The organism is Providencia sp. PROV261, assembly GCF_028477945.1.
GTDB lineage: Bacteria > Pseudomonadota > Gammaproteobacteria > Enterobacterales > Enterobacteriaceae > Providencia > Providencia stuartii.
Window position 1 is genome coordinate 205418 of sequence record NZ_JAMPMC010000005.1, and the last position, 14886, is coordinate 220303.

At 42.5% G+C, this 14886-nt stretch carries 13 protein-coding genes; 9 read left to right on the top strand and 4 right to left on the bottom strand.

Translation table 11 applies throughout. The features are described 5' to 3' along the window. Nucleotides 1-783 precede the first annotated feature (783 nt). On the top strand, nt 784-1815 hold the full coding sequence (locus PR675_RS03730; protein ID WP_040133023.1) for an SEL1-like repeat protein: 1032 nt from the start codon (nt 784-786) through the stop codon (nt 1813-1815). Between the two features lie 65 nt (nt 1816-1880). Here PR675_RS03730 and dpiA read toward each other — a convergent pair whose 3' ends face one another. Next, nucleotides 1881-2564, bottom strand: a complete 684-nt coding sequence (gene dpiA, locus PR675_RS03735; RefSeq protein ID WP_004918761.1) for a two-component response regulator DpiA — start codon at nt 2562-2564, stop codon at nt 1881-1883. Further along, a complete protein-coding gene (gene dpiB / locus PR675_RS03740) occupies nt 2557-4194 on the bottom strand; it encodes a sensor histidine kinase DpiB (RefSeq protein WP_014658097.1) in 1638 nt (545 codons plus the stop codon). The genes dpiA and dpiB overlap by 8 nt, the downstream gene beginning before the upstream one ends. 371 nt (nt 4195-4565) lie before the next feature. Here dpiB and citC point away from each other — a divergent pair, with 371 nt between their 5' ends. From citC to PR675_RS03780, 8 genes are all read left to right on the top strand, one after another. Then, nucleotides 4566-5642 (top strand): [citrate (pro-3S)-lyase] ligase, encoded by a 1077-nt coding sequence (gene citC, locus PR675_RS03745; RefSeq protein ID WP_036943776.1) that lies wholly within the window; start codon nt 4566-4568, stop codon nt 5640-5642. Beyond that, complete coding sequence (citD, locus tag PR675_RS03750) at nt 5639-5935, top strand: citrate lyase acyl carrier protein (RefSeq protein ID WP_004918755.1); 297 nt, start codon at nt 5639-5641, stop codon at nt 5933-5935. The genes citC and citD overlap by 4 nt, the downstream gene beginning before the upstream one ends. Beyond that, on the top strand, nt 5935-6831 hold the full coding sequence (citE, locus tag PR675_RS03755; RefSeq protein WP_004918754.1) for a citrate (pro-3S)-lyase subunit beta: 897 nt from the start codon (nt 5935-5937) through the stop codon (nt 6829-6831). The genes citD and citE overlap by 1 nt, the downstream gene beginning before the upstream one ends. A 10-nt stretch (nt 6832-6841) precedes the next feature. Then, the gene (gene citF / locus PR675_RS03760) at nt 6842-8368 is read left to right on the top strand and encodes a citrate lyase subunit alpha (protein WP_060561342.1); all 1527 of its coding nucleotides are present in this window, start codon (nt 6842-6844) and stop codon (nt 8366-8368) included. 4 nt (nt 8369-8372) lie between these two features. After that, nucleotides 8373-8918 carry a citrate lyase holo-[acyl-carrier protein] synthase gene (gene citX, locus PR675_RS03765; protein ID WP_004918752.1) on the top strand — a complete coding sequence of 182 codons (546 nt, stop codon included), beginning with the start codon at nt 8373-8375 and terminating at the stop codon, nt 8916-8918. Further along, nucleotides 8899-9804, top strand: a complete 906-nt coding sequence (citG, locus tag PR675_RS03770) for a triphosphoribosyl-dephospho-CoA synthase CitG (protein ID WP_040133022.1) — start codon at nt 8899-8901, stop codon at nt 9802-9804. The genes citX and citG overlap by 20 nt, the downstream gene beginning before the upstream one ends. Before the next feature lie 237 nt (nt 9805-10041). Then, nucleotides 10042-11475 (top strand): anion permease, encoded by a 1434-nt coding sequence (locus PR675_RS03775; protein ID WP_004918749.1) that lies wholly within the window; start codon nt 10042-10044, stop codon nt 11473-11475. Between the two features lie 177 nt (nt 11476-11652). Continuing rightward, nucleotides 11653-12708 (top strand): 4-oxalomesaconate tautomerase, encoded by a 1056-nt coding sequence (locus PR675_RS03780; RefSeq protein ID WP_060561343.1) that lies wholly within the window; start codon nt 11653-11655, stop codon nt 12706-12708. Between the two features lie 56 nt (nt 12709-12764). On the opposite strand, the gene PR675_RS03785 is transcribed toward PR675_RS03780, so the two are convergent. Both PR675_RS03785 and PR675_RS03790 read right to left on the bottom strand, forming a co-directional pair. Then, on the bottom strand, nt 12765-13892 hold the full coding sequence (locus PR675_RS03785; RefSeq protein ID WP_036943767.1) for an AAA family ATPase: 1128 nt from the start codon (nt 13890-13892) through the stop codon (nt 12765-12767). Beyond that, complete coding sequence (locus PR675_RS03790) at nt 13889-14599, bottom strand: RNA ligase family protein (RefSeq protein WP_014658091.1); 711 nt, start codon at nt 14597-14599, stop codon at nt 13889-13891. The genes PR675_RS03785 and PR675_RS03790 overlap by 4 nt, the downstream gene beginning before the upstream one ends. Between the last annotated feature and the right edge of the window lie 287 nt (nt 14600-14886).

The window sequence follows — 14886 nt, forward strand, 5'->3', positions numbered from 1 at the left end:
GATAGTGATAAATACCGCTAGAAATGCGAAAATCAATTAAGCAATATACGCTATTTATGCACCAAAAATAAAGATTTAGCTAGTACTAATTACCCCATAAATAGTTCGATATCGTGAATAAGGTCACTTTTATAGCTAATTTACACAGTTAATGCTGGATATTAATTAACCAATTGATACGTAAATGTTAAACATTTTGTGCTAATTTTAAAACTAAGATAATTAAATTTACCTTAAGCTCATTTCAATTAATAACCTTATATCTTTCCCTCGGTAGATTGTTATATGACAGTGCCGTCCGACTAAAAAATCTATTATTGGATACTCTATTTGGGATGAGTTGTTTGATATTTAATCACGCGATGGGAGTCGTATGGAACCACACTCCATCTATCTATTCACAGAACTAATCAGGTGGGATTTGAAGGAAGTTAGATAAAAAAAAGCCCAGCAAATCGGCTGGGCATAATGCATTCTACTTAAGGATCTTAGTTACTTCGAGTAAAACTACCATTTCATAGCTGCATTATTGCATTACTTCATGTAAAGAAATGAATGTTGAGGGTAAATATATGAATGTTTACGCAAGCAAACAGAATATACTTATTACTAAGACCACCAGCTCATACAAAAGGTTCATAATTTTTTATTTTTTTATCACCAGAAATTCCTTTTGCAGCACAAATAGCTATTTTGCGATAACCACCTGAAAGAGATTGTTTATTGCGCTAGGGAAAACAGCGAGTTAACCTTATGGTAGATACGTTAATAAAAGGATCTTCAGTGAAAAAATTTTTGTTGTCACTGTTCGTTATTTGCAGTGCCTTTGCGCTTAACAGTTATGCAGCACCTTTGTCTCCCCCTCAAGACAAACAACTGTTGCTCAAAAGTGCGCAGGACGGACAAGCCGAAGCTCAGTTTAACCTTGCTATGCTGCTTCAATCCGAAAAACAGTTAACGGAGGCCGCTAAGTGGTATCGTTTGTCGGCTCAGCAAGGGTTTACAAAAGCGCAAATTAACCTTGCGTTGCTGTATCAACAAGGCAATGGTGTCGATAAGAGCCCAGAACAAATGCTGTTTTGGATGAAAAAAGCGGCTGAAGCAGGCGACCCTCTAGGCCAATTAAATATGGCTGAATATACTCTGAGCGGCGTTGATAAATTATTGCCTAAAAATAAACAACAAGCCGAAGCTTGGTTGGTTAAGGCGGCAGCACAACATTTTCAACCCGCAGAATTAATGCTAGCTTACTGGTATGAAAAAGGCATTGCCGTTACTGAAGACCCCCAAAAAGCACAACAAATCTACCAGTCGCTAGCAAAGCAAAATAATCCCCAAGCTCTTTATTTATTGGGTTATCAAGCCGCCACTGGCATGTATGATAAAGCCGATTATCAGCAAGCCTATCAATACTTTTCACGCTCAGCTCAACTGGGCTTTTCACCCGCACAAAATAGCTTAGGTATGCTCTATTTGCATGGTCAGGGGGTGAAAAAAGAGGTGAAATCCGCGATTAAATGGCTAACACTGGCCTCCGAACAAGGTGAAATTTCTGCTCAATTTAATTTAGCATTAATTTATGCGAGGGGTGATGGTGTGCCTGCTGACCAAGCAAAAGCCTGTCACTGGTTTATTCGCGCAGCCCAACACGGTAATAATGACGCACAATATGCCACGGGAGCATGCTACCAATACGGTATGGGCGTCAAACAGGATGATAGAAAAGCACTTTACTGGTATAAGCTCGCCGCCTCTCAGGGAAATGAAAGAGCAGAAAAGAAAGTGTTGATCCTCGAAAATAACCTTAAAAAATAATCCTGCTTGTCTGCATAAAAACGGTTTGCTGTTTGTTTATGCAGACTTCATGATGTTATTAACCGCTATTTTTGAACGGCACGGTAGATTCGTTGAGGCCGCCCTACTTTGCCGTACTCAATTTCCGCTTCGATTTTATGTTGAGCTAAGCAGTACTCTAAATAACGGCGTGCCGTTGTACGGCTCAGTTTAATTGTTTCTGCAATTGTCTCGGCGGTATATTCCGCATCGGGTTGTGCAAAAAGTGAGAGCACTTTTTCGAGTGTCAACGCATCAATGCCTGTTGGTAGTTCCTCTTTGGCCTCCCCCCGCGCATAAGTATTAAACATATCGTCGATTTGGCTTTGATTCGTTTTGCTCCCTGCCTGTAACACTGATTTACGTTGAATATAGCGATCGAGTGTTTGCCCTAAGCGCTCATAAGCAATAGGCTTCACCAAATAATCGAACACACCTAAGCGGATAGCTTCTGAGACAGTTTCCATATCGCTCGCCGCCGTGGTAAATACGATATCGGCGTTGTTTCTTTCTTGGATCAATTCATGAACCAGATCAATGCCTTTACCGTCAGGCAAATAGTTATCGAGTAAGATGAGATCAGGCTTCATATATTCAATCATTTTTCTGGCCTGAGCCAAATCACCTGCAACCCAAACTTTATCGCAAGCGGGATAGGATTTTATATACTCACCGTGCATTTCTGCTAATAAGAGTTCATCTTCCACAATGAGGATTTTTATCTTAATCATTTTGCATCTTCACTTTCGGAATAAAAATTGAGAATAGAGTACCATGTGGTTGATTATCTTCAATTATAACCACACCATCACACCTTTTGACATACGAAGCCACAAGATACAAGCCAATGCCGTGCCCATCGACTGACTCCGTTTTTGTTGTCATACCTCTTTCAAACCACCTTTCTTTCATTTCAGCAGGGAAACCACAGCCCTGATCCGCGACTTCGATCACAAACTCGCTCCCTTCATCAGAAAGGTACAACTCAACCTGCTTATTACCCTCATTATTTTTCAAGCTTGCTTCAAACGCATTGTCCAGAAGATTCCCCAAAATGGCACAAAATTCTGTACTGCTAAGTAACGGCGGTAACGAACTCAATTGGCACCCTTCTATAAATACCAATTGCACCCCAAGCTCTCTGGCACGGTGATATTTACCAAACAGTAACCCAGCGACTTGCTTATCGGCAAATTGCTTGCGTAATGAATCAATCAACTGCTGTTGTGACTCAGATTCCCCTTTGATCATCGCTAGTGCTTGATCATATTCCTTCATTTGTAGAAGGCCGCTCAGCGTTGACATCCAATTAAGGTGTTCATGACGCAAAGAGCGCAAATTCTCAACGTATTGACGTACTTGTGTCAATTGGGAATTGAGAGATTCAATATCATTTTGGCTACGAAAGCTAATGACCGCACCAATTAAGTGATTTTCATCGTGTAATGCAATGCGGTTTGCAATCACATTTAACCCATTGAAGGAACAAATGACATCATGTTGTGTGGTAGAGATATCATTAATAAAAAATGTTGCCGGCGTCACTAACTCACTGATAGCGCGCCCAACCAAATGGTTAGATGGTTCACTTAGGGAGAGCATTTTGCGTGCGTTGTGATTGATATTAATGATGCGCCCTTCACAATCAACGGCAATCACCCCTTCGAAAACGGCTTCAAAGATCCCTTTTTGCATAACCACCATTTGCGCGATCTGCTCAGGCTCCATCCCCAGCATTTGCCGTTGGATCAACCGAGTAAAGGCCCATGACAAAAAAAGCAAGATGACCAAAACCCCAAAAAAGGTGGCACCCGTTTGTACAAATAATTCACTACGGGAAGTTTCAATTTTATTGGTGAGGTACCCGATAGACACCACCCCAATCACCTTATTATTTTCATCAAATATCGGCGTTTTTGCGCGTACAGCATTCCCTATAGACCCTTCACCGTCAATAAAATAGCTTTCACCTCGTTCCAACGCACCGGGTTTATTCCACTGCATTTTAAAGCCAACCTTTTCTTGGTTTGGGTGATATAAGCGCATCGAATTTTCATCCCCTATCACCACATAATCATAATCTGAATCTTGATTTAGTTGATCTGCAATCACTTTGAGGCTTTGAATGTCTTTGGTTTTGACGGATTGGACGATACCTTCCATCGATGCAATCAGCTTCGCCTGACTCATGGCAAGAGAGCGAATATTGGCCATTAAACGGTTTTCTGCCGTGTCGGTGAAATACTTGCCTAGGCTAAAAGTCAATACAACAGAAACGAGTAATAGCAAAAAGAACACCCGTACTGAAAAGGATATCGATTTATTTTTTCTAAATAGAGAACGTTGATGCTCTTTTGCCATGAGATACCCTATGTTACCTACTGAAAAGTAAAAATATTGTTACACGAAAAGCAAGCCAATAACACACACTAGACTCGATTTAGCGAGCAAATAAACACCATATTAATAATTAAATCCATTAAAACCAAGCAATAAAAAACATATCCCATAATAAAGTGCATAAAAACCATTAAACAAATACAAACTCCTTTTAGAAACATGAAACAGGTCAAATATAATAATGCTATAAGCATTAATATTAATATCGAAAAGGATAATTAAATAAAAAGCTAATGAGTTATTTATTAAATTAATATTAAGAGTTTTATTTAATTAACTTTAACATTAGTAACAACTTAAAAACATCTCTATATGAGATGCAGGATACTAATATGTTCGAAAACATAACGTTTCACCAAGTAAAACGTCATGAGAACAGGAAACTAGCTGAAATTGCTCAGTTTTTAAAAGAGAACGACCTCGATATTGATTCAAGCATTGACGTTTTTATTACAATTACGCGCAATGATAAATTAATTGCATGTGGTGGCCTCGCTAAAAATGTTATTAAATGTGTGGCTATCAGTGATCATGTTCGTGGTGAAGGTCTTGCATTAAAATTAGCCACTGAATTAGTTAACCTTGCCTACGAAAATAATACAACCCATCTCTTCATTTATACTAAAACTCAAAACGAAAGTTTATTTCAACAATGTGGATTCCATACTTTGGCTACTGTGCCAAATATCATGGTATTAATGGAAAATAGTTGTTGTTACTTAAAACGCTATATTAAAAACTTAAAAAACTACCGTAAAGAAGGCAAAAAAATAGGTGCTATCGTGATGAATGCCAATCCATTCACTCTGGGTCACCGCTATTTAATCGAAAAAGCCGCTCAATCTTGTGATTGGCTACATTTATTTGTCGTCAAAGAAGATACCTCACGGTTCCCTTATAGCGTTCGCTTAGCACTGATTGAGGCTGGCACCAAAGGAATTGAAAATCTCACTATCCACAAAGGCTCTGAATACATCATCTCAAGAGCGACTTTTCCCTGCTATTTCATCAAGGACAAAGCCGTTGTTGATAATTGTTATACCGAAATCGATATCAAAATTTTCCGTCAATATATTGCACCAGCACTGGGGATCACACACCGTTTTGTGGGCACTGAGCCTTTTTGCAAAGTCACTAATCAATATAACGAAGACATGCGCTATTGGCTCGAAACTCGCACGCTTAGTTATCCACCTATTGAGCTGGTTGAATTTCCGCGAATGGTCTATGACGGCACGGCGGTATCCGCCTCACAAGTTCGTAGACTGCTTGCTAAAAAAGATCTTGCGGCGATCAAGCCGATTGTTCCCGAGGCAACCTATCGCTATTTAGAGGATATGTTAGCTTCCCGTTCAACATCGGCCCCTCACCGTATCGAAAATTCTGAATTAGTCACAGGTGAACTATGAAAATACTCCACGCAGCCGTTGCAGGCACGCTTGAATCAAGCGATGTCATGGTACGAATAGAACCCTTAGAAGACACGCAGGAAGTTTCAATACAAATCAGCAGTAGTGTTGAGAAACAGTTTGGTGATGCGATTGAAAAAATTGTCCTTGAATTGATTGAACAACATGAAATTGAAGGCGCTCAAATCATTATTGATGATAAGGGTGCCCTTGAATGTGTTCTTAGAGCGCGCCTAGAAGCCTTGCTTGCAAGAGCATGTGATATCACTGCATTGCCTTGGGAGGACAAATAATGACACCGGAAAGAAAAACTCGGACGCGTAGAAGCATGCTGTTTGTCCCCGGCTCTAATGCCGCAATGCTGAGTAACTCATTTATTTACAAAGCCGATGCGTTGATGTTCGACCTTGAAGACTCCGTCGCCTTGCGCGAAAAAGATACGGCTCGTCGTTTGGTCTATCATGCGCTACAACACCCTTTATATCAGGATGTTGAAACCATTGTTCGTGTCAATGCACTGGATTCCGCTTTCGGCGTCGCAGACTTAGAAGCCGTTGTTCGCGGTGGTGCTGATATTGTGCGTTTACCCAAAACAGATACAGCACAAGATGTTATTGATATCGAAAATGAAATTTTACGTATTGAGAAAAGCTGTGGTCGCGAACCTGGTAGCACCGGTTTGCTTGCTGCTATTGAATCACCGATGGGGATCACACAGGCAGTCAACATTGCTCACTCATCACCCCGACTTATTGGCATCGCATTAGGTGCCGAGGACTATGTCCGCAATTTGCGTACCGAGCGGTCTCCAGACGGTATTGAACTCCTCTATGCTCGGTGCGCCATTTTACAAGCTGCACGCTCAGCCGGTATTCAAGCATTTGATACCGTATACTCTGACGCCAATAATGAAGAAGGTTTCTTAAAAGAAGCCGCACACATTAAGCAACTTGGTTTTGATGGCAAATCCTTAATTAATCCTCGTCAAATCGAACTCCTTCATAACCTTTATGCGCCGACACAAAAAGAAGTGGATCACGCCCAACGCGTTGTTGATGCCGCCAATGCCGCGGAACAAGAAGGCCGTGGTGTGGTTTCACTGAACGGAAAAATGGTTGATGGCCCTGTCATTGACCGAGCACGCTTAGTGCTTTCACGAGCGGCATTATCAGGTATTCGAGAAGAGTGAGGCATTGAAAATGACAACGATAACACAGCGCCAGGCACGCGTATCAGCCTATTTTGACCATATAACTGACGATGCCCCTCGTCAATTTAAAGATATTGGCAAAGTACAACAACAAGTTCAAAAACCCCGCAATCGCAAACTGTGTGATGATTTGCAAGTCGCCATCCGCCGTTCAGGTTTAAAAGATGGCATGACCATTTCATTCCACCATGCTTTTCGTGGCGGTGATTTGACCATCAACCTTGTCATGCAAGTGATTGCAGAGATGGGATTCCGTAATCTCACTCTGGCTTCTAGCTCGTTGAGTGCTTGCCATTCCCCATTAGTAGAACATATTCGCCATGGTGTTATCCGCAAAATTTACACATCCGGTATTCGTGGGCCATTAGCAGAAGCCATTTCCCGTGGTGAATTAGCTGAACCAGTACAGATTCACTCGCATGGTGGGCGAGCTAACCTGATCCATAGCGGCGAACTGAATATCGATGTGGCTTTTATTGGTGTTCCATCTTGTGATGAATACGGTAATGCCAATGGCTATACCGGTGAAGCTTGTTGCGGTTCATTAGGTTATGCAAAAATTGATGCCGAAACGGCAAATAAAGTCGTGATGCTAACCGAAGAGTTACTCCCTTATCCACATAACCCTGCTAGCATCAAACAAGATGAAGTCGATTATATCGTCAAAGTAGCGCGTGTGGGGGATGCCGACAAAATCGGTGCCGATGCAACTCGTATGACCTCTAATCCGCGTGAATTACTGATTGCGCGAACAGCAGCAGACGTCATCGAAAAATCAGGCTATTTTAAAGAAGGTTTTTCACTACAAACGGGGACTGGCGGTGCTTCACTTGCCGTCACTCGTTTCCTTGAAGACAAAATGCGTCGCCATAACATCTGTGCAGGTTTTGCATTAGGGGGTATCACATCCACGATTGTTGATCTGCATGAAAAAGGCTTTATTCGCAAGTTAATTGATGTGCAGAGTTTTGACCGCGCTGCGGCAATGTCACTCGCCCGCAACCCGAATCACATCGAAATCAGCGCCAATCAATACGCTTGCTTTGACTCGAAAGGGGCCTCTGTTGATATGCTTGACGTTGTTGTACTCAGCGCCCTCGAAATAGATACACGCTTTAATGTCAACGTGTTAACTGGTTCAGATGGCGTGATCCGCGGTGCATCTGGCGGACACAGTGATACCGCGGTTGCATCAAAACTGTCAATCATTGTTGCACCTTTAGTACGTGGTCGCATTCCAACTTTAGTCGATGAAGTGATCACTTGTGTTACCCCCGGCTCTAGCGTCGATATTCTCGTCACTGACCATGGTATTGCCGTCAACCCTGCCCGTCCTGAGCTAAAACAGCAATTGGAAAGTCAGGGCATAAAAACGGTCTCCATTGATTGGTTACGCGAACGTGCTGAACTGTTAACGGGTAAACCTAATCCGATTGAATTTACAGACAAAGTCGTGGCAGTAGTTCGTTATCGCGATGGCTCTATAATTGATGTCGTGCATCAGGTTAAGGAGTAACACCATGTTTTACCCACTGCCTGATACGATAGAGCAACCTGAAATTTCTTTATCTGAATTGTTGGCAAGCCGTGATGTTCGTCAGGCTCGGCAACAACAATGGATTGGTCTCCATCAGGTAACCCTGATTTCGTTTACTGTCGTTTTTCCTGGACCTGTTAAAGATAATCATCTTGTCAGGCAAATCTTTAATCAGGGATTAAATGCGCTTAAACAGGTGGCTCAATGCAGGCAGTGGGTACTTTTAGCACAACAATCTTTCGCTTTACCAACAGGCCCTGAATGTTTCGTGGCAGTCGATGCCGATGCCATTGAGGTTAAAACTGCCTTAATTGAAGCAGAAGAGTTATCAGCGGTCGGTCGCCTGTGGGATTTTGATGTCTTTGATGCACAAGGACGGCAATATTCGCGCTCTGAGCTGCAACTTCCTCCTAGACGCTGCTTAATCTGCGAAAAAGAAGCTAAGATCTGTGCGCGAGAGCGTGCTCATTCATTAAGTGAAATTATTCATCAGATAGAGGTGCTAGCCAATGCGTCCAATCACGATTGAGCAAACAGAGCAACTCACACAAGAGATCGTGCACTACTACAGCCAACTCGGCTGGCAAGCCATGATGGCAGAAGTCAATTTAACCCCTAAACCAGGGTTAGTTGATAAATTCAATACTGGCGCTCATAAAGACATGGCGCTGACCGATTTTCATCTTAGTGCTCATGCTATTGCACAACATTTTCCTGACTTTTTACTGGCAGGCGCCAAATATAAGCAGTACCCCATCGAGCAAGTTTTGACGCTTATTCGCCCTATTGGTATAGCTTGTGAAAAGTCGATGTTCCAATCCACCAAAGGGGTTAATACCCATAAAGGATCAATATTTTCTCTTGGATTACTACTAACCGTTATTGGTCGCCAATTAGCACTGCATGAACCCGTTTCAGCCATGAGTATCAGTAATGGGGTATCACAAATGTGCCGAGGCATTACCGCGGAACTAAAACATAAAACGATCCGTCCTACAGCAGGCCAGCGGTTATATCAATCTTTCGGTTTGACAGGCGCGCGCGGTGAAGCTGAAAGTGGTTATCAATTAGTCGTCAATTTATCGCTCCCCTACTATTTAAAACAACTTGTTGAAGGTAAACCACAAGAACTCGCATTACTTGAAACGTTAATCCTATTAATGGCGAACAATGATGATACCAATGTTGCCAATCGTGGTGGATTGGAAGGGTTAGCATGGTTAAAAACACAAGCGCAAACTTTACTCGACCAAGGTGGATTAACAACCTCTGCTGATTTAGAAAAAATTAAATCATTCGATAATCAATGTATCGCAAAAAATTTAAGTCCTGGAGGAAGTGCTGATTTACTTATTTTAACGTGGTTTTTATCTCGGTTACCTTATTCAAAAGACAGGATCCATTTTACTCATTAATAAAAAAATAAATTTAAATCAACATAGGAAAATTAAAAATCATTTTAATAAAGATATGTTAATTAAATATTGATTATTAGTTTAACGAATTTATAACTTATTTGGTATTGAAGAAGAGATTGACACTCTTCAACGAATCTCTGCATGCCAAATTTGTCATTAAACAAATTCATAATATTAAAGTTCATAAAATTTAATATTAATTAAGTTTAGTATTAATATTAAGGAAACTGGCCTATGCAAAAAGATAAAATATGGAAGCTATTTATTCTAATAGCGATTCCCATAATCATATCGCTTATTCCCACGCCGGAGGGGCTACCCCATATTGCTTGGTTACTATTTGGTCTCTACTTAGCCGCTATCGTCGGGCTGGTACTAAAACCTTATTCTGAACCTGTAATATTGTTAGCCACCATTGCTGCAAGTGCGACGATCATCGGTGTGACTGGCACTAAAGATGTCAAAGTGAGCGAGGTCTTAAGTGGTTATGCTTCGGGTACAACATGGTTAGTCTTTGCAGCGTTTACACTCAGTGCTGCTTTCGTGATCACTGGGTTAGGTAAACGACTTTCCTATGTTTTAATTGGTAAATTAGGTAGTACGACATTAGGTCTTGGCTATGTAACTGCCATCCTTGACTTAATTATCGCGCCTGCAACCCCCTCCAATACCGCGCGTGCTGGTGGGATTGTTTTCCCTATCATTAACAGTGTGGCTGTGGCTCTGGGTTCAGATCCCGAAAAAAGCCCTCGAAAAGCAGGTCACTACCTTTTAGTGAACGTTTATATGGTGACAAAAACCACCAGCTATATGTTCCTAACAGCTATGGCTCCAAATGCGTTAGCACTGGCGATGATGAGCGATATTATGGGCATTAGTTTGAGTTGGGGAGGCTGGGCGCTTGCAGCCGCAGTTCCGGGTCTTATCATGCTCATTTTAACGCCATTCATTATCTATAAGCTTTATCCACCTGAGTTAAAAAAGGTCAACAACAAAGAGATCGCCGCAAAAGGTTTAGAAGAGCTTGGCCCCATGACGGTAAGAGAAAAGCTGCTGAGTATTGTGTTCCTATTAGCTTTAGCGGGTTGGATCTTTGCCGATAAAATTGGTGTCAGTGCTTCCACTGTTGCGATTTGTGTTATGGCTTTGACATTAATTCTGGGCGTTGTGACTTGGGATGATGTGCTAAAAAATAAAGGTGGCTGGAATACCTTGATTTGGTACGGCGGTATCATCGGGATGTCTGGTGTACTGACAAAAGCTGGCTTTTTCGAATGGTTAGCCAATGTTATGGGTCAACACCTCTCATTCGGTGATCAAACCATGCTCGCCTTCTTTGTGATTATGTTTATCAGTGTTGCGATACGTTACCTCTTCGCGTCTGGCGGTGCTTATGTCGCTGCAATGGTGCCTGTGTTTGCAACTGTCGGTATGGTTGCGGGTGCACCACCAATGCTGCTAGCCCTCGGTCTACTCTTCTCGAATGCTTACGGTGGCAGCTTAACCCACTACGGAGGCGCGGCAGCACCAATCGTCTTCGGTGCTGGCTACAACGATATTCGTTCTTGGTGGATTATAGGTGGTATCGTTGCATTCTTAAGTTTACTGGTACATATGACAATTGGTTTAGGCTGGTGGGAAATATTAATCAGCTCCGGTTTAATTTAGAAAATAATAATCTGAATACAAATTAAATTAACAATGGGATCTGAGCTTATGAGATCCCATTTAAATATTAAATGCCCTCTTCCTATTATTTTGCTGTGCTACCGGCAGCGATTGTTTTTATTTCATGCCATCAACAGCATAAATAATAAATGAGCAATACTCTAAATAGGAAAATACATGAAAAAAATACCTTGTATGTTGATGCGTGGCGGCACATCTAAAGGCGTATTTTTATTAGCAGATGACCTACCAAAGAATATCCAAGAGCGCGATGAACTCATATTAGCTATTATGGGATCGGGCCACGCACTGCAAATTGATGGTATTGGTGGTGGTAGCCCTCAAACCAGTAAAGTGGCAATCATTAGCCGCTCCCTCCACCCTGATGCCGACATTGATTATTTATTTGCTCAAGTTTCAGTGACGGAACGTATTGTTGATACCGCGCCTAATTGTGGCAATATTCTCTGTGCCGTTGGCGCTTACGCCATCGAAAAAGGGTTAATGCCTATAACAGGTGATGAAACAACAATCCGAATTCGTAATATCAATACGAATACTTTCGTCAACGCCACAGTACAAACACCAAATGGTCATATTGTTTATGAAGGTGATACCACCATTGCAAGCGTTCCTGGTCATGCTGCCCCTATCGCCCTCACATTTTTAAATGCGTGTGGTACAAAAACTGGAAAACTACTCCCCACGGGCCATGCCATTGATACTTTCGATGGCGTCGAAGTCAGTTGTATCGATATGGCGATGCCAGTTGTGCTCATTGACGCCCCTCAATTAAACAAAACGGGTTATGAGAGCGCGGCTCAACTTGAAGCGGATAAGGCGTTTATGCTGCGCCTAGAGAGCATCCGCCGCCAAGCTGGCCTTGCGATGGGATTAGGTGATGTCAGCCAAAAAGTGATCCCCAAGCCTGTTCTGGTTTCCCCTGCAATTCATGGTGGAACGGTTAACGTTCGCTATTTTATGCCTCATAAGTGTCACGGTGCATTAGCTGTTACAGGCGCTATTGCAATAGCGACAGGCACCATCTTAGAAAATAGCGTCATCAAGCGTTATTTAACAAAAAATGTCGATATGCAACATATCTCGATTGAACACCTCAGTGGTCATTTTGATGTTTCGCTCAATCAGCAAGGCGACTTCCCAGAAGGGTTACAAGCTTCCATTATTCGAACGGCGCGAAAGCTATTTTCCGGGGATGTGTATGTTCCTTAATCGGTTATCTCTCTGACACATGACGCCTATCTATTATAGGCGTCACCTTTCTCTAACTAGTGTGACTGAAATTCCCCTTGGATCACATAAGAAACTTGATGAGCCTCATCGGGTGTTGGCAATTCTAATTTACTTGCCATACGCTCCATTACCTTTTCTGGCACGGCGTAGTCACGTTGACGATTTTGTTGTTGCCACTGCTTGTAGGGAACTTCCAAATAAATAAGGTGGATTTTCGCCTGATAGCGGGCAAACAAACCGATCATACTGGCTCTTAATGACGCACTCAGTGAAGTTGCATTCCAAATAAAGTCCTTTTTTGCACGTAACAAGACTTTCGCCTGCTCCTTCGCTTGTTGAGCGACCCAACCTTGCGCATTTTTATCGGCAGGATCGATTTTATGCGCGCGACGAATTTCATCAAGGCAGACCACTTCCCATTGCGGATAATGCTGAGCAATAAAGTGATCTTTTCCCATTCCCGGCAAGCCACACAGCATAACCACTTCACTTCCTTGCTCCTCAAAAGGCTCGTAATCCGTAGTGCCACGCTGGTGATGAAAATAGTGGAAACGCCCAGCCGCCGAAGCAAAAGCTTTTGGTTGCGTCCAACACCCCTGTTCGCGACAAAATAGCTCAAATATTTCAATGCGAGACAAGAGTTCCGACTGATCTTGGCATATGCGCCCCAATACGTCCGCCTTTGCTAATAAACACAGCAGTGACATATCAACACGTAAAGAAGCAGCAAATAGCGCCCGCTCAGGGTCGACTTTTTCCATCAACCATAAAGGTAAGCCATGATAGCGAACTAAAGCGGCGACTTGTTCACGTATCGCAAACGGGGTTTCAACCTCTCGATAAAGAATGCGTCGAGCAGATAATTCACCTTTTTTCGCATGACCAGGGGAGATAATACGCCCGTTTTCATCTTCTCGTGTTGTCGTACGCTTTTCAACATCATGCAGCAGTGCTGCTGCCCAAACGATATTTTGCTGTAAAACAGGGAGTTGTTGGTATTCAGGTAATGCTTCGAGTGCTGCTAAAACCATTTGTGTATGTGTTGCCACATCACCTTCGGCATGATGCAGCGCATCTTGCGGTACGCCTCGCATATCACGCACAAAATCAAATTGCGCCTCTAGCTGTGACCATGCGCGTTGTTCAGTCAATTGCCAACTCATACTTCCCCCTTTTGGCGTTCGAACGCTAACTTCGCTCGCTGCCAATGTCTTTTCCAATGAATATCGGTTTTAACATGGTTTTTTCGCACATATTTAAAGACATGCTGCATAAAATCAGCGACCAAAAAACGGCGGCTATCGCGAGTCACAATGCCTTCCATACTACAAGGTTGCTGAGTAAACGTATCACAAGCCCCAAAAAGGCTATCTTGTGAAGCGGCCTCACTAAGCTGAGCCGCATAAGCCTGTGGCCCAAGTTGCCTATCAATCTTGAGGGTTAGCTCCGGCACTGTTGGAAAATCAAATAGAGCGGCATAAAACTTCACCTCTTCCCAGCTAAGCCAATAGTCACCTTGTCGCACGGCAAAAACATAGAAGTAATCTTCAATATGTTGATATTCAATAGAGTGTATCGCATAGAGGTTTTCGCCAAACAGTTCGATATCCCCTAAATCGTTTTTAATTAACTGCCAGCGCTGGCGGATCTGTTGGCTCCATGCTGACTGTGTTGGCGCAGCATGCGAGCGAGCAAAAACCCCATATTGGCTTAAGCAATTATTTTCACCATCGAGTTTTTCGGTATGTACCAGTTGTTCAATATTCTGGATGTGCGACCACCAATCGCTATTGATACGATCATCACTGGTGGTGCCAGGTGAGAACGGATAGTGATACGTTCTACCATACTTTCTTGATTGCATATTCATCATGCTTTCTCTACAGAAATAGGAAAAACAACAAATCCTTTAGCAAGATTTGCCTCTGTGTTGTGTGAGAAATCAAGAGTTGGTATTACATATCTCTTCCGCGGAACGGCCTCGTTATGGGGTGTTACTTATTCAAAAGTAACAAATTCATTTAAAAACAGGCCGATTCTAGCCTAACTGTCAAGTAAAAGGCTATCAATTTAATCTGAATCTATGACGGTAATGGAGTGGCTTTCATCGCGTATCAGCCCACTTTCACTTTTACTGTGTCGCGCTGTTCAGCCCCT